This window comes from Hominimerdicola alba 8, assembly GCF_000178155.2.
GTDB lineage: Bacteria > Bacillota > Clostridia > Oscillospirales > Ruminococcaceae > Hominimerdicola > Hominimerdicola alba_C.
In genome coordinates, this window is the sequence record NZ_ADKM02000080.1 from 68,499 (window position 1) to 89,356 (window position 20,858).

Genomic DNA, 20,858 nt, shown 5'->3' on the forward strand with positions numbered 1-20,858 from the left:
GCTTTATGCCCCCATTCTCAGTATAGTCAGTATGACTTTTTCGATGTAATATTCGCCTGTCGATACCCGCGTGATGTGTATATCCGCCGCTGTTCCATTTATGGCGAGGGTGTGTGTCCCGTCACTTGTCATACTGCTCTGCTCCTTTCAGATAGAGTTTGCATGACAGTTTGTACGAAAAAATGTACAGCACTGTCACTCCGCCGAAGAATATCACCTGCGCCCACAACAGCTTTACGCTCTCGTTCAGGTCGGTCAGCAGTTTTATCAGCTTTTCCCAGACCCTATCCATGTTTATCCAGCTGAGGTCACCGAACAGCCCGTAAATGATCCCCGCCGTAATGACTATTGACACTGCCGCCAGTCTGACGGTGTTGCCGTACTTTGAGGAAAATGCGAATATGAAAGGCGCATTTATCGCCCTTATCATCAGCTGTACAAAAAACAGTATCAATATCAGCCCCGAAGCAGGCGGCACGTTTTTGCCTATAATATCGGCAGTCAGCGAGTTCATGAACATACATACGAAAGCCGTTATGACTGAATATATCACCATCAGCGCGTATTTGCCCGCGACCTGTTTCTTTATGCCGTCCGGTGCGGCAGACATCAGGTACGCCCACTTCCTGCGCTCGTCAGATGATATGATGGTCTCCTGGAGCATTCCCCCGACATAGAAAGAGATGAGCGCTGTAAAAATGCACAGCATTCCCAACAGCGGGTCAGAGCCGTCTGTGCTATCACTGTATACTTTTCTGTCTGCGAGATACGGTATCAGCACCAAGCTGTTTGTGATGATAAGCATTATCGCCTGACCGATGAATGTGCCCCTGCACAGTTTCAGGTCTTTATACAGAATTCCCGGCATATCAGCACACCCTCTTTTCCAGTAATTTTTTCATGCAGATATATGAAACGGCAGTCACCGCCGCCATTATGACGGGAATGCCCACAGCAACATAAGGCAGGTATCCCGAAAGCATATCGATCATATCATTCACGCTGAGAACGCCGCCTTTTGCTTTTGCCATAGCGTCCAGTTTGTCCCCGATGTCACGCCCCTTGATGAATGCGGGCAAGAGTATGACGATAAGCACGACCAGCGAGGACATGCCCGCTTTGTCATTGTCCTTGAATAACGCTGTCAGCGGGAGCATAACTACTGAAGTGATATAGCCGTAGCTTATCGTGCAGAGCATCATTATCCACTCCATCTTATTAAGCCCATGACCGTTCAGCAGGACTATCACACCTGCCTCAACAGCGCTCGGTATCAGCGAGAGCAAAAGCCCGATGACTTTTGCACCGTACCTGTAATTCAGCTGTTCTCTGACCGTCAGCGGGGTGGTGTATCTGAACTTCTGCCAGCCGCATTTCATGTCTGACAGAAATACCTTGTCATTGTAATTGACGAACCACATCACCGATACAAGTACAGAAAAACTCAGCATAGTGACCCGTATCGTCAACATCAGTTCGTCCTTGTTGGTGACTTTTGCAAGGTTGCCGTACTTTGCGCTGAGAAACACCAGTATCGTTATGATAAGGCAGACCAGCCATGCCACACCTGTTAAGATGAGCGTCTTTCTGCCAAGCACAAGGTCGTGCTTTAACATGGCGAAATATCTTCTGCTCATTATCTCCACTCCTTTTTATCGCGGTTGACATAGAACAGCATTATCTCTTCAAGCGTGGTCTTGTCGGCAGTCAGCCCCGAATATTTCCTCAGCGCCAAAGCCTTGTCAGCCACCATGACCTCAGCCCCGAAATCCGTCAGGCGGGCGCTTACGAAGTCGGACTTTTCTATTTCGGCAAAATCGCTTTTGGTGCATTTCAGTACCGCATGGCTGTCAAGTATGTCGTCTTTATAGCCCGTCAGCAGAAGCCTGCCCTTGTCGATGAAAGTCACGCTGTCGGCTATCTTTTCAAGGTCAGATGTTATGTGCGATGACATGAGTATCGAGTTGTTCTCGTCCTGCAAATATTCGAGAAATATATCAAGTATCTCGCTGCGCACCACAGGGTCAAGACCTGTAGTTGCTTCGTCCATTATGAGCAGTTTTGCCCCGTGTGACAGCGCGGAAGCTATCTGCAATTTCATCTTCATGCCTTTTGAGAACTGCCCGAACTTCTTTTTGCGCGGCAGAGCAAAGCGCTCCAGATACCCGAAGAATGTTTTGCTGTCCCATTTCTCGAACAGGTCTGCAAAAATAAAGTCGATGTCGTTTGCGTTCAGCTGTTCGTTAAAAGGCAGTTCATCAAAGACCGCCGCGATGTTCCGCTTTACCTCCTGCTCGTCCTTTATGTGGTCAAGCCCCATGACTTTTATCTCGCCTTCATCGGGCTTGACTATGTTGAGTATCGTGTTTATGGTGGTGGACTTGCCTGCGCCGTTCTGCCCGATAAAGCCCATTATACTGCCTTTCGGCACATTGAAGCTCAGCTTGTCCAGCGTGAAGCCGTCATACCTTTTGGTAAGCCCTTTTATCTCGATAGCGTTTTCACAGCCGTTCATGTCAGTTACCTCCCCATATCATTTCCAGTACGCTTTTCAGTTCGTCCAGTTCCATGCCGCACCGCTTTGCGTTCTCGCAGGCATCAGTCAGCGAAGCCTCCACCTTTTTGAGGTATTCCTCTTTGAGAAGTTCGGCGTTCTGTCCCTTTACGAAACTGCCCTTGCCCGTGTAGCTTTCTATGAAGCCGTCGCGTTCAAGTTCCTCATACGCGCGTTTTGTGGTTATGACGCTTATCCTGAGCGCCTGAGCGAGTGCGCGCATAGAAGGCAGAGCGTCCCCTGCTTTCAGTTCGCCTGTCATTATCTGCGATTTGACCTGTTTGACTATCTGCTCGTAGATAGGCTCGCCCGCCCCGTTTGAAATAATGATATCCATATATGCCATCACCTATATTGTATATATTCGGTATATACATTATAACAGACATGCACAATGCTGTCAAGAGGATAAATGCGAATTGATGCACAAAAAATGCGCGTTGTACTGTCAATGTTACAGCATAGTATACAAAACGACTGCTTTTTACGGGGGAGTTGTGTATCAGGGTATATACAATAGTGCATAGCGTTCGGGCTGACAGACTGCGCAATGTGCGCCGCGACTTTGGGTCAGCTGACCTCCGCGTTAAGATGAAGCGGTTGTACAGCAGGGAAGTCCCGACAATGACTGTTTAAGGGCAGTCTGAAAAGTCGGGTATGCGCTGCTTTTTTGGGGGGGCGGCTGATGCTGAGGATCCGGCGGAAAAAAATTTTTCTCTTTTTCAAATTTTTTTTCAAAAAACTCTTGACAAAATGAAAAAAGTGTGCTAAAATAATTAAGTCGTCAGGTGAGAGTAATGAACGAGAGTAATTAATGAGTTCACTGAACGACAGATAAAATGGACAGGTGTCCGAGTGGTTTAAGGAGCTGGTCTTGAAAACCGGTGATACGGCAACGTACCGTGGGTTCGAATCCCACCCTGTCCGCCACTTTTTTTCAAGGCAGTGACTTCCGAATTTACGGAACTGCGCCACATAACTTTTGCGGATTTACCCAAGTGGTGAAGGGGCTCCCCTGCTAAGGGAGTAGGTCTCGAAAGGGGCGCGAGAGTTCAAATCTCTCAATCCGCGTACAATATCAAAACCGTTTATTTACGTTAGACAACGTAGATAAGCGGTTTTTTCATTGTTTGGCATTTTCACGAAATGTGCAGAAAATGCACGTTAAGTTCGGCGCTTTCACAAAAACTGGACACGAAAACTGGACACAAAAAGAGAGCCGGATAACTCCGACTCTCAGTTCTATAGTCTTTCTTCATATTCGTCATATTGTGTGTGGCTATACCGCAGCACTAGCCGTACTGCTCGATAGCTCTTGCAGCTTCTTCAAGTGTTGAATAATGTTCTACGCTCACCCTGTTGTGTACTTCTACGTCACCGGGAAGAACCGACACCCAAGCCCCTCATACCCACGTTTCAAATCGGCATAGCTTACTTTTGGTTGCTTTTTCGGTGCCAGCTTGCGATAGTCCACATCACCGACCGAACCGAACTCATAATCGAATCCGAATTTTGCAAGTTCCTTTTCCGGCTCTCTCGGCTGATCCTCTTCCAAAGCCACTTTAAGTTCCTGCATTCGTTTGTCACCAATGCCAAACTCGGCGCGGGTCTGTATAAGTGCCAATTTGACATTGTTCACAAGAACTAAGATGTTCTGCGAAGATCTGATGCTCGGTGAGTTACGCTTCACGAACTCGGTGCACCACTCGGTATCAATGTCGTATTCCTCGCACCACTGTTCTAACTTGTAGTCGTAAGCATCTATTGCATCAAGTTTGTTGGTCTCCGTGCAGTTCTCTTTGTAGGCTGATAACCATTCGGTTATGCGCTTCGGATAGAACTGCTTCGGAAAGGTCTTGTTAAGCGCTAGCATTATGCGGCAGAGGTTACGCACGTTCTCAGTCATGCAGTTGTAAAGGATGCGATTCTTATGAAAATCTTTTATTTTCCGATTCGTCATCGTCCTCGCCCTCCGCATACAGGAGATCGCAAAGTATCGCGATTCGTTCATTGAGTGTTGCTTCTCCACCGACTTTCTTCGGAAATTTCACTGAGCCTAACACTCCGACACAAAGTGCTTTCAGTTCCAGGAGCAGGTCTTTTGTTGTACCTTTAAGCGAAAGCTGTACAGAAGTACCCCCGTTGAACTGCTCTGTTTTTGCCTTTATCATGGTTTAATTCTCCTTTCGGTTTTATATCAGTTGCAGAATGCAACTCACTGAGCAAAAAAATATAAGCCGAAGTCGCCCGCCTCGATGTTGAGCAGCTCTGCCAGTTTTTCCGCTTCGTTCAGATCAAACGGTCTCACGTTGTTGATCTTCTGATTAGCTGTAGGCTGCGCAATTTCGAGACATTTAGCAACATCTGCTTGCGTAATTTCCAACTCTTTCATTCTGCCTTTGATCTTGTTTGTGTTTACCACTTTTACCACCTGCCTTTCTGTTTTACGTTGCATTTTGCAACTTTCTATGCTCCTAATATACCACACATTTTTCGATTTGTCAATAGCGTTTTGCAACTTTTTTTTTATTTTTTCAAAAAAGATATTGCGTTTTGCAATTTTTTGTGATATAATGCTTATAATGAAAGGGGGTGAACCTAGTGGAAAAGAACGTTGAAATAGGCAAAAGAATAAAGAAACGCCGTGAAGAACTCGGCATGACACAAGAAGCACTTGGCAGTCCTTTAGGCTTCAACAAATCTACTATCCAGAGATATGAAGCAGGGAAAGTTGCTAAGATCAAGCTACCCATTATTGAAGCAATGGCACAGCGGCTTAATGTCAGCCCTGAGTGGCTAGCCTTGAAGTCAGATGATATGGGAGAGTACCACGGAGCTCCTGATAGTCTGCTCGAATCGAAAGTCAGCTCTAACGTTGCTGCCGTTCTTCCGCAAGAGAAGATCCACATGATACCCGTTTTCGGCAGTGTGGCGGCAGGGTTCGGGGCGTATGCGAGCAGTGATGTTATCGGGTATATCCCGCTTTATATAGAGAATGATTTCGATGTGGTAGACACGATCTGCATCATCGTCAAGGGTCAATCGATGTACCCGAAGATCGAGGATGGAGACCGAATAGTTGTCCGTAGACAGGACAGCGTGGACAATGGCAGGGTCGCTGTTGTGATGATCGGTGATGAAGCGGTAGTCAAGCGGGTGAACTTTGACGGCGAGCGTCTGGAACTGACCTCTTTTAACCCTGAGTATCCACCCCGCATCATCGAGGGTGAGGAGCTTGCAAACTGCCACATAGTCGGGCTTGTTCAGCAAGTCATAAAAGCATTGTAATTCGGAAAATCTAAATAAAAGAATTGGAGGTAATCTCTATGAAAAGATACTTAGCACTCATCGTTTTAGCGTGCTGCCTTTCGGCGTGCGGTTCAGAAACTGGTGCTGATGATAAGCAGCAAGGTAGCATCGAAGAGGGAACGACTACCACAACAACGACAACAGTGACAACGACAACAACTGCTGTTGAATCAAGACCGGAATCCAAACCAGAGGAAACCACAACGACAACGGCTGCAGTTGAATCAGAGCCTGAGAAAGCAACGACAACGACCACAACGACCACAACGACAGCTTCAGCGGAGGATGAGCCCGCTGCTACATACACGCTCAACACAGTGTGGCATCAGCAGGAAACCTTACACTCCATCATTGATGTTGATACTCACGTATATGCAGCTCCTGCGCGCGATGCCGAGCAAATAGGCGATCTCAATGCGGGCGATGTGGTTTTGAACATCGGGTATTCGGAGGTTCCTGACTGGGTAGTTGTTGAGTGGAACGGAGGCATCGGTTTTGTCAGCGGATTTGATATAAACGGTTCAGTGGAAGCAAATGACGCAAACTCGACTGAAGCCCCATACGTTGAAGAACCTTTCGGGGACACAGCGACGATGACCGAGGAAGCAGTTGACGATGACGTATTCCTCTTAGCCTGAACAGAAAGAGAATCGCAAAGGGCGGGTGATAGTATGGCAAAGGTTGAGAAACTTCCGAGCGGGAATTACCGCATTAGGGTTTATGATAAAACTACAAACAGCAGAAAGAGTTTTACCGCGCCTACAAAAGCTGAGGTAAAGCTATTAGCCGCCGAATGGGAAAACGGCATAAAGAAAAAAGCCGCACCGAAAGATCTTACTCTCGATGCAGCTGTTGCAGAGTATATAGCGTCTAAGGAAAATATTTTAAGTCCATCATCAATAAGAGGCTATGAGGTCATACGGAAAAATGCTTTAGGCGATTTAGCAAAAATGCACATAAGGAATATCACGGAAAAGGATCTGCAAATGTGGGTCAATACTAATTTTGCGAGATATAAACCCAAGACCATAAAATCACAATTCGGGCTCGTTACGGCCACACTACGGCAGAACAAAGTAAATCTAGAGTTTGATACTGTGCGGCTGCCTGAAATACAGAAATATGAGCCTAAGATACCTACCGAAAAAGAAATAGCAAAGATCTTGACTATTGTTGAGGGTACGTCTGTCGAATTGCCTGTTACTATCGCAGTTACAACAGGTATGCGGCAATCTGAGATAGCCGCTCTCAAATGGTCCGACTATGACGGCACATTTCTTTATGTCCATGCGGCAAAAGTTCCAAATCGGGATAACAAGTATATCATCAAAGATACAACCAAGTCAAGAGCAAGTACAAGAGCAATAGAGGTAGATGCTGTCTTAAAACAACGTTTGGATCGCGCGGATCGAAAAGGGGAGTATATCAGCCCTATGCTGCCATCCTCCGTTCTGCGAAAGTTTCAGCAGCTCTGCGATAAGAACGGCTTGCCACATTTCACTATGCACGGACAGAGGCATGGTAACGCCTCTCTTATGCTTGCGCAGGGAGTGCCTGATAAATATGCTATGGAGCGCTTGGGGCAAAGTTCACCAAACATGATAAAAAATATCTATCAGCACCTTTATGACGAGAAGAAAAAGGAAGTTTCCAAGACTATGTCTGATAAATTTTCAGCAATACTGGACACAAAACTGGACATGGAAAATGAAACACCGCATAAATAAAGAATTAAGCGGATATGCGATAATTTTCAAATCTCTCAATCCGCGTACAATATCAAACCTCTGAAATTGCGCAGATGCGTGGTTTTGGAGGTTTTTTTTCTTGTCGGCTGTCATCTTCTATGGCGGCTGATTTTTTTAGCTGAACTGTTTCAGCACTGTATCTCAGCGATTTTCTTCGGTGCAGGGAGTGTCCGAAACAGGCACACCGTTCCATACAATTCGGGTGATATTCCTCACAAGGGTGTGCATAGCAAAAAAAGGAGAGGGGAGTAACGCCGACGCACCCGCGAACGCCGACACACCCGCGATAAACGGCTCACTTTCGGTCATGCCAACAATTATGAATTATGAATTATGAATTATGAATTAAAAAAACCTCTTCGCCCAAACGCTTGATGAAATTTTCGCCTGCGATGCCGTTCGGGGTGTAACCCCAGCGGGTGAGTATCTCGTTGACTGCTTTTTCTGTGCCGTCGTAGAAACCGTCATGCGATACATCGAAGTTCGCAGAAGTCAGACCTTTTTCGCGGAATAAGTGAAGCAGTTGCTTTAACGCAAGCACGCCTAAAGACTTGTCGCCCTTTTTGAAACCCGATATATCAAGGAAATGTTCGGTCGGTTTGGCAAAGCCGTTGAATCCGCCGTTTTTTATTATGGAGGGGTAGTCGGTATATGCGTAGTCGCAGTCACAGGCACCGTTTACGCCGCTGACTTTTCCTGTGCTTGTATACTGCCACATACCGTAAGCGCCGCTGTAATTGCACCTAGAACCGTACTCAGCCACCCACAGCGCATAGCGTTCTGCAACTTCTGCTGTGATATATGTTTGAAGTGGTGAGCGGCTGATGTACAGCCCCGCGAAATACCCCGCCTTTTCCATCTCACCGCAGAAAGCTGTCACCAGCGCCGAACAGAACGCCTTTCCGCGCGAGAACTGCGACTGCTCTTCGAGGTCGAAGTATATCGGGTACTCAAACTGCTTGCCCCTGATGGCTTCCATGCAGACCGCCGCTTCTGCGCGGGCATCGGCTTCACTGGCGGCGTAGCTGTACCAGTACGCGCCCACATTCAGACCCGCCGACTTAGCCTTGCGGTAGTTGTCTTCAAAAGTGGGGTCTTTCTGGCTGATATATCTGCCGTACCCCGCGCGGATAATTACAAAATCCACTCCCGCCGATCTGACTTTGCCAAAGTCTATATCTCCCTGCCACTGAGAAACATCAATGCCTTTTATTTTCATAAAATACCTCTTTTCTGTATTTGTATGAATTATTCTATGCTTTGTGTTCGGGGAGTGTCACTGCAAAAACAGAACGCCCGCTCTGTCGGTCAGAATGGTACAGCGCTTACCGTACACGTTCTGAATAAGGGCATAAAAAAACTCCTGTGCGTTTGCGCAGGAGTTCTTTGTGTTATCCGTGAGTGAATAAATATCATTCTCGCGGTCGTGTCACTGATTATTTGTCGTTCTGCTCTTTGCTCTCAAACTGGCTCTCATGCCTTGTGAAGAAGTCTGTTCTCGGCGGCAGGAATTTCAGCTTGTGACCCTCACCGACATAGTGCGTCAGCGGCTCAAAGACGGTGTCCCAGCTCCACATCTCTTCACCCACCTGCAAATACTCTCTCACCTTTTCAGTGCCGAAAGGTGCCATCGGGTGAAGCAGTACAGCGGCTATCTTTATCATGTAGAACAGGTCGGCAAGCGCCTGAGAAAGTTCCTCAGCGGGGGTGTCCTCCTTAATGGTCTTAGCCATCAGCTTACTGCCGTTTCTGATGTAGCTGTCCAGCACGTAAGTACACTGGTGGAAAGCGAATTTCGACATGTGGCGCTCGTAATCAAGCACCGCCTTTTTGCCGTCGGCAAGCACCTGTTCGCTTGGTGTATTTGAGGGCATAACGCCGTCAAAGTGCTTCTGTGTGGTGTAGAAAGCAGTTCTCACCATGCGGTTGTACACGTTTGAAAGCAGAAGACCGTCCTTTATAACGGGGTCTGCATCATCTGGCTTAGCGTCGGGATTGTAGGGCTTCGGCATGAAGCTGACAGATCTCTGACCCAGACCCAGACCCAGCCAGTGCATTCTCAGCTGTTCGGGGGTGTAGTAGTTCAGCAGGTCATCAGCCATCGGCGGCTTTACCGCACCCGAACTTGATGCCTTCTTATCAAGGAACAGTATGTGGTGGTTAGCTATGATGACAGGAAGCTGCATCTCGCCCTCAGCGGGGTCGGCAGTCTTTTCAGCCGCCGCCTGCTGTGCTATCCACATGGCAGGCTCGGCAATGCCGTAGAAATAGATGTTGTCCTGTCCGATGAACTGGTAAACGCCGCTTTCCTTACTGCACCAGTAGTTCTTCCACTCGTCACGGCTCCTGCCCTGCTGTTCAAGGTAGGTCTGTGTGAAAGATACAGGTGCCCACAGCGACTCAGGCCATACCCACACGGTCAGACCGTCAACACCGTCCATCACAGGTGCAGGCACGCCCCACTCGATGTTGCCTGTAAGTCTGAAAGGCACGAGAGTCTTGCCTGTACGGTAGCGTATGCCGTTATTTGCCAGCACCTTGCAGGCTTCATCGCAGTCGCTAAGGGTCTTGAACTCAATGGTGAAAGAGGGCTTTTTCTTCTCTTCCAGATACTCGTGTGCGGGCATGCTGTCTTTCAGCGAGAGATACTTCTCCTCGAACTCACGCTTGATGTAGATAACAGGGGGCTTCAGGAACTCCTCTATGGTCTTCCAGACCACAGGGCGAACGTCCTTGCGCTTTTTCAGCATCTCTATCCAGTTTTTCAGCAGTTCTTCGTAGTCCCTCAGCTTGAAATACCAGTTGGTGACAGGGCGCATGGTGGGCTTTTCACCTGTCAGGGTGCTTACAGGGTCTATGAGGTTCTCAGGCATATACTGGTGACCCAAGTCGCACTCGTCCGCATAGCCCTTTTCGGAAGTACAGCCCTCAACGGGACACTTGCCGATGACCTGTCTGCCGTTAAGGAAACAGCCAGCTTTCTCGTCATAGAACTGCATGGTGCTTATCTGTTCCAGCTGACCCTTTTCGTGCAGTGAACGAATGAACCAGTCGGTGACATCAGCGTGTATCTCCTTGCTTCTGCCCAGACCCGAAGCCGCAAATATGTCGGGTGAGATGCCGTAGTCATCAAGGGTCTTCTGCTGTTTGTCGTGGTTGCGCTGAACGAAATCTTCCAGCGAACCCTCAAACTCGCCCGCTTCGACTTTCTTGCGCCAGCCCTCAGCGATAGGCGAGCCGTAGCAGTCGGTACCGCCCACGAACACAACGTTCTCCTTGCCTATCCTGTCACGCAGAAATCTTGCGAACGTATCAGCAAACACGAACATTCCGCCCACATGACCGAAATGCAGTTCCTTGTTGCCGTAAGGCATACCGCCCGTAATTACCGCCCTCTTTGGAAATTCGGGGCGAGGTATCTCAAAAGGCTTGCCGCCCTCTTTGTTTTTTGCCATTTTTATTCATCTCTTTCGTAAAAATTATTGCCAATCTTCAAATTTAGGAAGTTGGTCTTTGTATTTTTTTGCACATATACCACAAGCCCAATATTCATTCTTGTAATATATTATCTCGTTTTCAGGAATATCAACCTCAGCATAATTTTCAGGCAGTATTTGTTTAGCTGCATTACAAGTGTCATTCATGTGAACGCAATTTGTATCTGTGTTCAGGATAAAGTGAACTGTCTGAACTTCCGGAATATACTCCGTTGTAGTTTTGATTTCTGTGGTTGTTGTTTCAACTGTAGTTGTTGTAGTAGTGGTGGTTTGTGATGTGGTAGTAGTTGCTGTTGTGGTAGTTGTAGTAGGTGTAGTAGTTGTTGTCGTTGTAGGGGTCGCAGTAGTGGTTGTTGTCAGTGTTGGAGTGGGAGTCGTAACTTCTGTGGTTGAAGCGGTTGTCGTATCTGATATAGATGAATTTTCATCATCAACTACCATTACTCTTTCTAAAGCCTCAATACTGCTTGTGTTCCCGTCAGAGGTTTCAACATTGTCACTGCTTTTTGGGGCAAAAATGATTACTGCTGAAAATAGTGTCAATATTCCACAGACTATAACCCAAAGACTTTTGTGAGTGCTTTCTTTAAAATGTCTAAAAAACTTTCTGTTCGGTATAAGCGTTATTAATGCCATTATTAACATGGATACTCCCAAAAAGGTCGTATGTTCTGTAAAGAAATATATTGAAAATGTCATGAATAAAGCAAATGCTATGATACCAAACAGATACAGAATTGAGGTTAAATGATGTTTATTTGATTGTTTCATAGTTTTTCTTTCTTTATTATGCCACAAACATATAATGTCATGCCAATAATTATGAATTATGAATTATGAATTATGAATTGAGAAATTCTTGCCCTTACGATGTCCTCGCCCAGTACATGGCTGACTTCGTGTATGTCGGGAGCGTTTGCTCTGCCTGTCAGCGCAATTCTCAGCATGTTGGTGATGTGTACGATACTGCCCTTGTACTTCTCAGGTTCTTTCTTGAAATCTTTCGGCTTTACCGCAAAGCCTAACTCTTCGGTTATGGCTTTTACCTTGTCGAACCATGCCGCACTGTCGTCAGCGTGGTCGTAGCTTGCCAGATATTTTTCAAAGAACGCCTTCTGCACCGCTTCATCAGCCTGCTCGTTCATATCGTCCTCAGGCTTGAAAGTTTCATCGTAGTAGAAACTCATGAAATCACATGCCTGTTTCCATGTTTCGATGTCCTTGCGGGGCTTCTTGCCGCTCTTGCCCACGTTCAGCGCCGCAAGAGTCCTGTCCTTGTACTTTTTGAGAAGTTCTGCAAAGTCCTTGTTGTATTCCTCGCACCATGCCAGCCAGTTATCGTAGACGGTCTGTGCGTCCATGCGTGCTATGGTGTCTTTAGCTATGTCGCGCAGCTTGTCCATATCCACCAGTGCGCCCGATATAGACATCTTCTCGATGGAATAGGGGAATTCCATGTAAGACTTATCGGGGTTTGCCGCACGCCATTCTTCATAGTTCGAGTTCAGCACTGTTAGCAGGAACTCCCATACCACATCACGGCTGATGCCCTCCTGCTGGTAGTAAGCCAGTGCCAGTTCAGGGTCTTTTCTTTTGGACAGCTTGCGCTTCTTCTGCTTAGTGGGGTCTTCCTCGTCCTGCTCTATCTTCATAAGTGTGGCAGTGTGGCAGTAGATCGGCTGTTCCCAGCCCAGTTTGCCGAACAGTTCCACGTGCATCGGCAGTGAACTTATCCATTCCTCACCGCGTATAACGTGCGTTGAACGCATCAGATGGTCGTCAACAACATGCGCAAAGTGATATGTGGGTATGCCGTCACTTTTGAGCAGTACGAAATCCGCAAAGTTGCGCGGCATCTCTATCTTTCCGCGAATAGCGTCCTCAACGACTATCCTCTCGCTGTTCATCTCACCGCGATATCTCAGCACCCATGTCTTGCCCGCTTCGATGTTCGCCTTTATCTCGTCCAGTGTCAGCGAGCGGCTCTTCTCGGCGTACTTGCCGTATATGCCCGGATCTTCCTTTTCTGCGGTCTGCTTGTCACGTATAGCCTGTATCTCCTCTTCCGTCAGGAAACATGGGTAAGCAAGCCCCTGCTCGACCAGCCATTTAGCGAACACATGGTATATGCCCGCACGCTGACGCTGTCTGTAAGGACCGTAAGCGCCGTTGTCACCCTCAGCTGTAGCACCCTCATCAAAGTGTACGCCAAAGTATTCCATAGCGTTTATCAGTGTTTCCACCGCACCCTCGACCTCACGCTTCTGGTCGGTATCTTCTATTCTCAGGTAGAAAACGCCGCCCGACTGATGAGCCAGCCTTTCAGCGATTATCGCGTTGTAAAGATTGCCCAGATGAACAAATCCTGTCGGTGAGGGACCTATCCTCGTCACACAAGCGCCCTCAGGAAGCTGTCTTGGCGGGAACTTAGCCTCCATATCGGCAGGCTGTGCGTCAACATCAGGGAAAAGCAGCTTTGCAAGTGCATTGAAGTCCATGTTATCATATCCTTTTCTAAATATATAGTCGGTCTGCCGCTGGGCAGATAAATACTTTATTATTATAGCACATCTGCCATTGATTTTCAATAGGCAATTTATTAAATCATCAGCGCACCAAAGAAAATGGTAAAATTCGGCAGATTTTTGCGACATTACACAAAAATTATGACACCTGTATAAAAAATGCTTGACTTTTATCGGTGTCAGTGCTATCATGTAGTTACGGAGGGAAGTGTTTGAATGAGTACTGAAATAAACAAAAGCCATAAGCGCTATACTCTCGGTGAGGAGATATTCAACTCGGTCAGTCACGGTATAGGCGGCGGGCTTTCCATAGCAGGCACAGTTGTGCTGATAGTTTCTGCGGCTGTTTATTCAGATGTGTGGGGCGTGGTCAGCAGTGCGGTGTACGGTGCATCGCTGATAATACTGTATACCATGTCAACTCTCTATCACGCACTTACTAATGATGCCGCAAAGCATTTTTTCAGGATAATGGATCATAACACCATATTTTTCCTGATAGCGGGCACATATACGCCCCTGACCCTTGTGCCGCTGAGGGGCGCGTTCGGCTGGGTGCTTTTCGGGGTGATATGGGCGGCGGCTGTGACGGGGATAGTGCTGAACTCCATAGACCTCGAAAAATTCCGCAGACCGTCAGTTGTCTGCTACCTGATGATGGGCTGGGCGGTGCTCTTCGCAGTCAAGCCCATGCTGAGGACTGTCAACAGCATGTCACTTGTATTTTTGCTTGTCGGCGGGCTGTTCTACACGGTGGGCATAATTTTCTATGTGATGAAGAACAAGCGCTATTTTCATTCGATATGGCACCTGTTCACTATCGGCGGAAGTATTTTTCACTGGTTCGCGATACTTTTTATAATGGTAAAGAACGGGCGCTGATACCCGTATCTGCAAGCTGTCTTCTGCCTGTATCGGCAGAAGACTCTTTTTTGCGTCATGGCTGAACGGCATAACTTTCTGATGATAAGTTATGCTTGTGAACATATTAATAACTTTATGCGTTTTTTAACGTGCAATACGTTATATAAGTTAATAGATGGATAATATTTTAAACACAAAATTTTCATCGAGAAATAGTATAATGAACCATGTTAATTTGGACAGCTGTATAAATTTCGTATCAATGTATAAAAATACGATGGTTGTAAAAAAGGAAAGTTCATATGAAAAAGCTATATATATTCGATCTTGACGGTACACTGGTAAATTCGCTGTACGATCTGGGCGAGGCGGTGAACACTGTGCTGGCTCGTCACGGCTGGGCTGTGCATGATATGGAGAAGTACAGGTATTTTGTCGGCAACGGCACACTCAAGCTGATAGAGCGGGCGCTCCCCGACGGCGAAAAGACCCCCGAACGCATCGCTGAGATACACGAAGAGTTTGCGGCAGAGTATGCGGAGAATCTTGTGAAGCATACAGCGCCTTATGACGGCATAAAAGAACTGGTAACGGAACTTAAAAAGCGCGGCGCTCTGCTGGCGGTGGCTTCAAACAAGCCCGACAGGTTCTCAAAAAAGATAGTTGAAACGCTGTTCGGCAAGGGATTTTTTGACAAGGTGTACGGCAAGCGCGAGGGTGTTCCCACAAAGCCCGAACCTCAGATAATGCTGGATATAATGAATGAACTGGGCATAAAAGCTGAGGACTGTATCCATTCGGGTGACTCGAATGTAGATGTTGCCACCGCGCATAATGCAGGTGTGAAGTGTATAGGCTGTACATGGGGCTTCCGCACTGAGGAAGAACTTCTTGAAGCGGGGGCTGACTATATAGCAGACAGCGCTGAGGACATACTCGCCCTCACAGAAGCGCTTTGAACGGAGGAGAACAAAATGGTATCGATGAAGGATTTCTACAAGCAGTTCGTAAATGAAGAGGTGGACGAAAACGGCACTCTCAAAAAGTTTGAACTGGTGCTTAAGGACGATTTTAATTTCGGCTACGATGTTATAGATGAACTTGCAAGGCTTTATCCGCAGAAGAAAATGCTCCACTGGATAAACGATCACGGCGGTGAGCGGGAGTTCACTTATGAGGAGATGAGCAGGCTTTCAAATCAGTGCGCCAACATGATGCTGGCACACGGTGTCAAAAAGGGTGATATGCTTCTGGCAGTGCTGAAAAGGCACTACGAGTTCTGGATACTGGCTTACGGTCTTATAAAGATAGGCTGTGTGCTGATACCTGCCACCAGCCAGCTTATGCCGAAAGATTATATCTACCGCTTCAATGCGGCGAACGTAAAGTATGTTTGCGCCACTTATTTTGATGAGGTCGCAGACCGTATAGACGAAGCATGCAAAAAGTATGACGGCATAAAAGAGAAATTCATCTGTCGCGGCGAGAAAGAGGGCTGGACTGACTTCATGGCTGAACTGTCCAAATATCCCGACACTCTCGAAAAACAGCCCATGTCTAAAGATGACTATATGCTGGCTTATTTCAGTTCGGGCACAACAGGTCAGCCCAAGATGGCTATACATGCAAACGCTTACGCGGCAGGCTCTATCTCAACTGCAAAGCACTGGCATCATGTTGATGATACCAGCATACACCTGACTGTCAGCGAGTCGGGCTGGGCTAAGTGCGCATGGGGCAAGATGTTCGGTCAGATCATATGCGGCGCTGAAGAATTCATCTATGATATGGACAGATTTCACCCCGATAAACTGCTGACTGTTTTGCAGGATTACAATATCACATCATTCTGCGCACCGCCCACCATGTACCGCTTCTTTATAAAGGAAGGTCTGGGCAATTATGACCTGTCCAAAATAAAGTATAGCTGTATCGCAGGCGAAGCGCTGAACGCAGAAGTCTTCAACCGCTGGAAGGAGTACACGGGTCTTGAACTGATGGAAGGTTTCGGTCAGACCGAGAGCGTGGTCATAGTTGCGAATTTCTTTGGCATGAAGCCGAAGCCCGGCTCAATGGGCAAGCCCTCGCCGCTGTATGACGTTGACATTATCCGCAAGGACGGCACAAGCTGTGACACGGGCGAAACAGGCGAGATAATCATTCGCGCCGAGCGCGGCAAGCACCCCGCACTTTTTAAGGAATACTACGGCAACAAGGAACTTACCGACAACGCATGGCGCGGCGGGGTATACCACACAGGCGATACCGCCTACCGCGATGAGGACGGCTATTTCTGGTATGTGGGACGCACCGATGACCTCATAAAAGCATCGGGCTACCGCATCGGACCTTTTGAGATAGAGAGCATACTGATGGAACACCCCGCTGTTATGGAAGTCGCTGTAACTGCCGCTGATGATGAGATACGCGGCAAGGTGGTAAAGGCAACTATCGTCCTGTCAAGGGGCTATACAGGTTCGCCCGAACTGGTCAAGGAATTGCAGACTTATGTCAAGAAGTCCACAGCGCCCTATAAATACCCCCGTATCATCGAGTTCGTTGATGAACTCCCCAAGACCGACAGCGGCAAGATACGCCGTGTCGAGATAAGGGACAACGACCACAAGAAGTATGAGGAAGAACATTCGGGCAAGTGAGAAAAGAATAATATCGCATGGCGGGAACTCACAACAGCGTGAGTCCCCGCTTTTTGTCATGCTTTACTGCGGCAAATTGCTGATGATAACGATCCTGACAAAATATGGTCGTGCTTTTTGGTATTTCTCCCCGCCGCATGCAGGGAGAAAAATACACTTAAAACAATGCTCTGTCATTGTTATGTTTATGGGTATCTCTGCATTTTACGAAAATCGTATCACAGGCAAATTATGAAAAAACTATTGACAAGAAGGTGGGTTTGTGCTATAATATCAATGTTGACGGGCTCGTAGCTCAGTTGGGAGAGCGCTGCGTTCGCAACGCAGAGGTCGGGAGTTCGACCCTCCTCGGGTCCACTAAAAAGGGGTATTAGCGCAGCTGGGAGCGCGCCACACTGGCAGTGTGGAGGTCACGGGTTCGAGCCCCGTATACTCCATGAGTCGTTATTAATGCCATCTCACATCGGTGAGGTGGTTTTTTGATATTAAAATATTGATAGATTTCCGCAGCTTCGGGCGGGTGTGCTGAAAGGTTGATGCTCTGACAAGATACAGCTGTACCTTTCCGACCTGCCGAAAGTCTGCTGAACGGCTTTTTATTTTTTTAAAAAGTCGGAATTGTGGGGTAAAAAGTCTGTTATATTATGTTGTGTTAATGAGTTCAATGCAGTAAACTTTATTGTATGCAAGGGCGCAGAAAGTCATTTTGAAAGGCTTTCTGCGCTTGATTTTTTGTCTTGCGGTTTTGGGGGACGCACTCGATTATTCCGATAAAACCCTATAAATTTCCTACAAGTTGGGGTCGTGAAGTATTTTTTCTATTGACAAATCACTTTTTTGTATGGTAATATATGTATGAAAGGCAAGGGCGCTGTAAATTCTTACGGCGTCTTTTTTTATTTTTGCGGGAGGTGAATGATATGAAACGACTGTACAGGGCGATGATCTGCGATGCGGGCAACGGTTCGTATGACAAACTTAAAAAAATGACCGTATGGCAGGAATGCGGCTTTGAACCTGCGGGCAGGATATCAGATATAAAAGAACTGAAAAAGATCTGTGCCTCGCGTGGTGCTGAACTGATAGTCTGTTTCAACAGACCGCCGCTGATAAACGCCGAAACCGTCATAACAGCGGTAAAGTCCGCCTGCGCAGATACAGTCTGTATAGCCGCCAGTCCGCGTGACGATTATGAGAATATGCGTAAATGCTTCATTGCAGGTGCTATAGACTATCTGACAGAACCGATAAGCGAGAGCAGGCTGAAAGAAGCGCTTGCCCGCGCTGCCGAGCAGATAGGCAGCAGCTTCATGACAGGTGAGTACACCCTTGCTTTGCAGGAATATATCGACAGCATAAAATGTACCGACGAGAAGTTCCTGACAAGGCTCAGTGACTTCCTTATGGGCTGTGAGAATATCACCGTCACTACCGAATATGCGGCAGACCACTTCGGCTTCAACAAAGACTACTTCGGCAGAATGTTCAAGCAGAAAACAGGTCAGACTTTCGGTGATTTCTATAAGCGCTTCCGCATGATATACGCTGAAAAACTTCTGTCTTCGGGGCGGTATAAGGTCTATGAAGTCAGCGGTCTGCTGGGATTTTCTTCAGTGGATTATTTTACAACGGTCTTCAAGAAAGTCACAGGGCATACTCCGTCAGAACTGAAAAGATGATCGTCGGATATGTTAAATAAAAAGTCGGTTCTGTGAGGTATCATTTTCTTTTTAAGTGTGATAATATATCAGATATACCGCAGTACACCAAAGACGGCGCTCGACTGTTGGTAAGACTTAAAAATCGCGTAAGACCCATCTTTAATAAACGGGCATTAAGGGGAAGGCTGACACCGAGCCGACCCCTTTTGTTCGTTGTTATATTTTATTGGGCAAAAAAACGTACATCTGAACCATGCGGCAAAAAGTCTGTTTTTTATAGGATATAATAAATTGACTTTTTGCCTGCAATATTGTACAATAGATACCAGTGAAGGCAATGACGCCGATACGTTCTCTTAGGGGGAGTGTACGTCATTGCTTTTTATTTTGCAAATTTTTTAGGAGGTCATTAAAATGTCATCTTATGTAGACGAAATAATCGAACAGGTCATCAAGCAGAATCCCAGCGAGCCTGAGTTCCATCAGGCAGTACGCGAGGTGCTGGAGTCGATCAGAGTTGTGATCGAGGCAAACGAGGAGAAATTCCGCAGAGATGCACTTCTCGAAAGACTTGTAAACCCTGAAAGACAGATCAAGTTCCGCGTGCCCTGGATCGATGATAACGGCGATGTTCACGTAAATACAGGCTACCGCGTACAGTTCAACTCCGCTATCGGTCCTTATAAGGGCGGTCTTAGACTTCACCCATCTGTAAATCTGGGCATCATCAAGTTTCTGGGCTTTGAGCAGATCTTCAAGAACAGCCTGACAGGTCTGCCTATCGGCGGCGGCAAGGGCGGTTCTGACTTTGATCCTAAGGGCAAGTCCGACAGAGAAGTTATGCGTTTCTGTCAGGCATTCATGACTGAACTGTGCAAGTACATCGGCGCAGACACAGACGTTCCCGCCGGTGATATCGGTACAGGCGGACGCGAGATCGGCTATATGTTCGGTCAGTACAAGAAGATCAGAGGTCTGTTCGAGGGCGTTCTGACAGGCAAGGGTCTTACTTACGGCGGTTCTCTCGCAAGAACTGAGGCTACAGGTTACGGTCTGCTGTACATCGTTGAGGAACTGTTCAAGTCACACGGCGCTGACATCGCAGGCAAGACTGTAGTAGTTTCAGGTGCGGGCAACGTTGCTATCTACGCTATCCAGAAGGCTCAGCAGCTGGGTGCTAAGGTAGTTACCTGCTCTGACTCCACAGGCTGGGTATACGATCCTGAGGGCATCGATGTTGCGGCTCTCAAGCAGATCAAGGAAGTTGACAGAGCAAGACTTACCGAGTACAAGAAGTACAGACCCAATTCCGAGTACCACGAGGGTAGAGGCGTTTGGGCTGTTAAGTGCGACATCGCACTGCCTTGCGCAACTCAGAACGAACTTGATGTTGAAGATGCAGTTCTGCTGGTAGAGAATGGCGTAACAGCTGTATGCGAGGGTGCTAATATGCCTACCACTGAAGAAGCTACAAAGTACCTCCAAAATAACGGTGTTTGGTTCATTCCCGGTAAGGCAGCAAACGCAGGCGGCGTTGCAACTTCCGCACTGGAGATGTCCCAGAACAGCGAGCGTCTTAGCTGGACATTTGAAGAGGTCGATGCTAAGCTGAAGAACATCATGGTCAACCTTTATCACAACATAGACGATGCGGCTAAGAAGTACGGCTTCGAGGGCAATTATGTTGTAGGCGCTAACATTGCAGGCTTCGAGAAGGTACTGGATGCAATGAATGCACAGGGCATCGTATAATAAGGAGATATTAGTATGAAAATCACCGAAAATATGGGTTTTCTGCCGATCGTCCCATTTGTGGGCGACCACCCCGATATGTTGATCGGCTGGCACACTTCGGCAGAAGAAAAGGCGAATGACAGCGTTTACGCTGTGAATACCGAAAGTTGGGATTAGCCTCCACAAGCGGCAGAGATATGGATATTTCAGATATCTTATCGATCTGCCGCAGGCATGGCAGCACCGTTTTTGCGATGCTGCCTAGTGCCGTTTTTGGGTGATTTTTTGTACTTGAAAGGAGTAGGGAAA

General features: G+C 47.3%; 21 protein-coding genes and 4 tRNA genes. 13 read left to right on the forward strand and 12 right to left on the reverse strand.

Annotation, left to right across the window (positions count from 1 at the left end):
• Positions 1–3: 3 nt before the first annotated feature.
• Genes CUS_RS20645 through CUS_RS08900 form a run of 5 tightly spaced genes read right to left on the reverse strand, consistent with a single transcriptional unit; the run spans position 4 to position 2,891 of the window.
• Complete coding sequence (locus tag CUS_RS20645) at positions 4–132, reverse strand: hypothetical protein (protein ID WP_002849705.1); 129 nt, start codon at positions 130–132, stop codon at positions 4–6.
• Complete coding sequence (locus CUS_RS08885; RefSeq protein ID WP_002849753.1) at positions 122–868, reverse strand: ABC-2 transporter permease; 747 nt, start codon at positions 866–868, stop codon at positions 122–124. The genes CUS_RS20645 and CUS_RS08885 overlap by 11 nt, the downstream gene beginning before the upstream one ends.
• A 1-nt stretch (position 869) precedes the next feature.
• On the reverse strand, positions 870–1,637 hold the full coding sequence (locus CUS_RS08890; protein ID WP_002849655.1) for an ABC-2 transporter permease: 768 nt from the start codon (positions 1,635–1,637) through the stop codon (positions 870–872).
• A complete protein-coding gene (locus CUS_RS08895) occupies positions 1,637–2,515 on the reverse strand; it encodes an ABC transporter ATP-binding protein (RefSeq protein ID WP_002849624.1) in 879 nt (292 codons plus the stop codon). The genes CUS_RS08890 and CUS_RS08895 overlap by 1 nt, the downstream gene beginning before the upstream one ends.
• A 1-nt stretch (position 2,516) precedes the next feature.
• Positions 2,517–2,891, reverse strand: a complete 375-nt coding sequence (locus CUS_RS08900) for a GntR family transcriptional regulator (RefSeq protein ID WP_002849732.1) — start codon at positions 2,889–2,891, stop codon at positions 2,517–2,519.
• Between the two features lie 504 nt (positions 2,892–3,395).
• Between CUS_RS08900 and CUS_RS08905 the strand changes: the two genes are divergently transcribed.
• Positions 3,396–3,484, forward strand: a tRNA-Ser gene (locus CUS_RS08905).
• 54 nt (positions 3,485–3,538) lie between these two features.
• A tRNA-Ser gene (locus CUS_RS08910) sits at positions 3,539–3,625 on the forward strand.
• Between the two features lie 298 nt (positions 3,626–3,923).
• On the opposite strand, the gene CUS_RS08915 is transcribed toward CUS_RS08910, so the two are convergent.
• From CUS_RS08915 to CUS_RS08925, 3 genes are read right to left on the reverse strand one after another with little or no spacing between them, the layout of a single operon-like run.
• Positions 3,924–4,514: a hypothetical protein gene (locus tag CUS_RS08915; RefSeq protein WP_002849786.1), complete on the reverse strand. Its 591-nt coding sequence runs from the start codon at positions 4,512–4,514 to the stop codon at positions 3,924–3,926.
• Entirely contained in the window at positions 4,483–4,725 is a 243-nt protein-coding gene (locus CUS_RS08920; protein ID WP_002849790.1) for a hypothetical protein, read from the reverse strand. The genes CUS_RS08915 and CUS_RS08920 overlap by 32 nt, the downstream gene beginning before the upstream one ends.
• A 44-nt stretch (positions 4,726–4,769) precedes the next feature.
• On the reverse strand, positions 4,770–5,009 hold the full coding sequence (locus CUS_RS08925; RefSeq protein ID WP_227945458.1) for a helix-turn-helix domain-containing protein: 240 nt from the start codon (positions 5,007–5,009) through the stop codon (positions 4,770–4,772).
• Positions 5,010–5,155: 146 nt separating this feature from the next.
• Between CUS_RS08925 and CUS_RS08930 the strand changes: the two genes are divergently transcribed.
• From CUS_RS08930 to CUS_RS08940, 3 genes are read left to right on the forward strand one after another with little or no spacing between them, the layout of a single operon-like run.
• The gene (locus CUS_RS08930) at positions 5,156–5,842 is read left to right on the forward strand and encodes a helix-turn-helix domain-containing protein (RefSeq protein ID WP_002849773.1); all 687 of its coding nucleotides are present in this window, start codon (positions 5,156–5,158) and stop codon (positions 5,840–5,842) included.
• 38 nt (positions 5,843–5,880) lie between these two features.
• A complete protein-coding gene (locus CUS_RS08935; protein WP_002849721.1) occupies positions 5,881–6,501 on the forward strand; it encodes an SH3 domain-containing protein in 621 nt (206 codons plus the stop codon).
• 33 nt (positions 6,502–6,534) lie between these two features.
• Positions 6,535–7,590 (forward strand): site-specific integrase, encoded by a 1,056-nt coding sequence (locus CUS_RS08940; RefSeq protein WP_002849710.1) that lies wholly within the window; start codon positions 6,535–6,537, stop codon positions 7,588–7,590.
• 352 nt (positions 7,591–7,942) lie between these two features.
• Here CUS_RS08940 and CUS_RS08945 read toward each other — a convergent pair whose 3' ends face one another.
• The 4 genes from CUS_RS08945 to CUS_RS08960 form a co-directional block, all read right to left on the reverse strand.
• On the reverse strand, positions 7,943–8,830 hold the full coding sequence (locus CUS_RS08945) for a glycoside hydrolase family 25 protein (RefSeq protein ID WP_002849706.1): 888 nt from the start codon (positions 8,828–8,830) through the stop codon (positions 7,943–7,945).
• A gap of 217 nt (positions 8,831–9,047) precedes the next feature.
• Positions 9,048–11,066: a class I tRNA ligase family protein gene (locus CUS_RS08950; protein WP_002849796.1), complete on the reverse strand. Its 2,019-nt coding sequence runs from the start codon at positions 11,064–11,066 to the stop codon at positions 9,048–9,050.
• Positions 11,067–11,090: 24 nt separating this feature from the next.
• Positions 11,091–11,879 (reverse strand): DUF308 domain-containing protein, encoded by a 789-nt coding sequence (locus tag CUS_RS20195; protein WP_050792216.1) that lies wholly within the window; start codon positions 11,877–11,879, stop codon positions 11,091–11,093.
• A gap of 56 nt (positions 11,880–11,935) precedes the next feature.
• Positions 11,936–13,606, reverse strand: a complete 1,671-nt coding sequence (locus CUS_RS08960) for a glutamate--tRNA ligase (RefSeq protein ID WP_002849783.1) — start codon at positions 13,604–13,606, stop codon at positions 11,936–11,938.
• 243 nt (positions 13,607–13,849) lie between these two features.
• Here CUS_RS08960 and trhA point away from each other — a divergent pair, with 243 nt between their 5' ends.
• The 8 genes from trhA (at position 13,850) to CUS_RS19800 (ending at position 20,726) form a co-directional block, all read left to right on the forward strand.
• Complete coding sequence (trhA, locus tag CUS_RS08965) at positions 13,850–14,515, forward strand: PAQR family membrane homeostasis protein TrhA (protein ID WP_002849708.1); 666 nt, start codon at positions 13,850–13,852, stop codon at positions 14,513–14,515.
• A gap of 284 nt (positions 14,516–14,799) precedes the next feature.
• On the forward strand, positions 14,800–15,456 hold the full coding sequence (locus CUS_RS08970; protein ID WP_002849799.1) for an HAD family hydrolase: 657 nt from the start codon (positions 14,800–14,802) through the stop codon (positions 15,454–15,456).
• A 15-nt stretch (positions 15,457–15,471) separates the two neighbouring features.
• Entirely contained in the window at positions 15,472–17,154 is a 1,683-nt protein-coding gene (locus CUS_RS08975; protein ID WP_002849633.1) for an AMP-binding protein, read from the forward strand.
• A gap of 284 nt (positions 17,155–17,438) precedes the next feature.
• Positions 17,439–17,511, forward strand: a tRNA-Ala gene (locus CUS_RS08980).
• A 7-nt stretch (positions 17,512–17,518) separates the two neighbouring features.
• Positions 17,519–17,591: transfer RNA gene (locus CUS_RS08985), tRNA-Ala, on the forward strand.
• A 483-nt stretch (positions 17,592–18,074) separates the two neighbouring features.
• Positions 18,075–18,833, forward strand: a complete 759-nt coding sequence (locus tag CUS_RS08990) for an AraC family transcriptional regulator (protein WP_002849793.1) — start codon at positions 18,075–18,077, stop codon at positions 18,831–18,833.
• A 396-nt stretch (positions 18,834–19,229) separates the two neighbouring features.
• Positions 19,230–20,567 (forward strand): NADP-specific glutamate dehydrogenase, encoded by a 1,338-nt coding sequence (gene gdhA / locus CUS_RS08995; protein WP_002849739.1) that lies wholly within the window; start codon positions 19,230–19,232, stop codon positions 20,565–20,567.
• Positions 20,568–20,582: 15 nt separating this feature from the next.
• Positions 20,583–20,726 (forward strand): hypothetical protein, encoded by a 144-nt coding sequence (locus tag CUS_RS19800; RefSeq protein WP_002849714.1) that lies wholly within the window; start codon positions 20,583–20,585, stop codon positions 20,724–20,726.
• Positions 20,727–20,858 lie beyond the last annotated feature (132 nt).

Excerpts from the sequence above, each read along its gene's own strand:
- trhA (WP_002849708.1), top strand. The coding sequence starts at position 13,850 with ATGAGTACTGAAATAAACAAAAGCCATAAGCGCTATACTCTCGGTGAG.
- CUS_RS08940 (WP_002849710.1), top strand. The coding sequence starts at position 6,535 with ATGGCAAAGGTTGAGAAACTTCCGAGCGGGAATTACCGCATTAGGGTT.
- CUS_RS08950 (WP_002849796.1), bottom strand. The coding sequence starts at position 11,066 with ATGGCAAAAAACAAAGAGGGCGGCAAGCCTTTTGAGATACCTCGCCCC.
- CUS_RS08915 (WP_002849786.1), bottom strand. The coding sequence starts at position 4,514 with ATGACGAATCGGAAAATAAAAGATTTTCATAAGAATCGCATCCTTTAC.
- gdhA (WP_002849739.1), top strand. The coding sequence starts at position 19,230 with ATGTCATCTTATGTAGACGAAATAATCGAACAGGTCATCAAGCAGAAT.
- CUS_RS20645 (WP_002849705.1), bottom strand. The coding sequence starts at position 132 with ATGACAAGTGACGGGACACACACCCTCGCCATAAATGGAACAGCGGCG.
- CUS_RS08960 (WP_002849783.1), bottom strand. The coding sequence starts at position 13,606 with ATGGACTTCAATGCACTTGCAAAGCTGCTTTTCCCTGATGTTGACGCA.
- CUS_RS19800 (WP_002849714.1), top strand. The coding sequence starts at position 20,583 with ATGAAAATCACCGAAAATATGGGTTTTCTGCCGATCGTCCCATTTGTG.
- CUS_RS08885 (WP_002849753.1), bottom strand. The coding sequence starts at position 868 with ATGCCGGGAATTCTGTATAAAGACCTGAAACTGTGCAGGGGCACATTC.
- CUS_RS08920 (WP_002849790.1), bottom strand. The coding sequence starts at position 4,725 with ATGATAAAGGCAAAAACAGAGCAGTTCAACGGGGGTACTTCTGTACAG.
- CUS_RS08935 (WP_002849721.1), top strand. The coding sequence starts at position 5,881 with ATGAAAAGATACTTAGCACTCATCGTTTTAGCGTGCTGCCTTTCGGCG.
- CUS_RS08945 (WP_002849706.1), bottom strand. The coding sequence starts at position 8,830 with ATGAAAATAAAAGGCATTGATGTTTCTCAGTGGCAGGGAGATATAGAC.
- CUS_RS08925 (WP_227945458.1), bottom strand. The coding sequence starts at position 5,009 with ATGCAACGTAAAACAGAAAGGCAGGTGGTAAAAGTGGTAAACACAAAC.
- CUS_RS08890 (WP_002849655.1), bottom strand. The coding sequence starts at position 1,637 with ATGAGCAGAAGATATTTCGCCATGTTAAAGCACGACCTTGTGCTTGGC.
- CUS_RS08975 (WP_002849633.1), top strand. The coding sequence starts at position 15,472 with ATGGTATCGATGAAGGATTTCTACAAGCAGTTCGTAAATGAAGAGGTG.
- CUS_RS08895 (WP_002849624.1), bottom strand. The coding sequence starts at position 2,515 with ATGAACGGCTGTGAAAACGCTATCGAGATAAAAGGGCTTACCAAAAGG.
- CUS_RS08900 (WP_002849732.1), bottom strand. The coding sequence starts at position 2,891 with ATGGATATCATTATTTCAAACGGGGCGGGCGAGCCTATCTACGAGCAG.
- CUS_RS08970 (WP_002849799.1), top strand. The coding sequence starts at position 14,800 with ATGAAAAAGCTATATATATTCGATCTTGACGGTACACTGGTAAATTCG.
- CUS_RS08990 (WP_002849793.1), top strand. The coding sequence starts at position 18,075 with ATGAAACGACTGTACAGGGCGATGATCTGCGATGCGGGCAACGGTTCG.
- CUS_RS20195 (WP_050792216.1), bottom strand. The coding sequence starts at position 11,879 with ATGAAACAATCAAATAAACATCATTTAACCTCAATTCTGTATCTGTTT.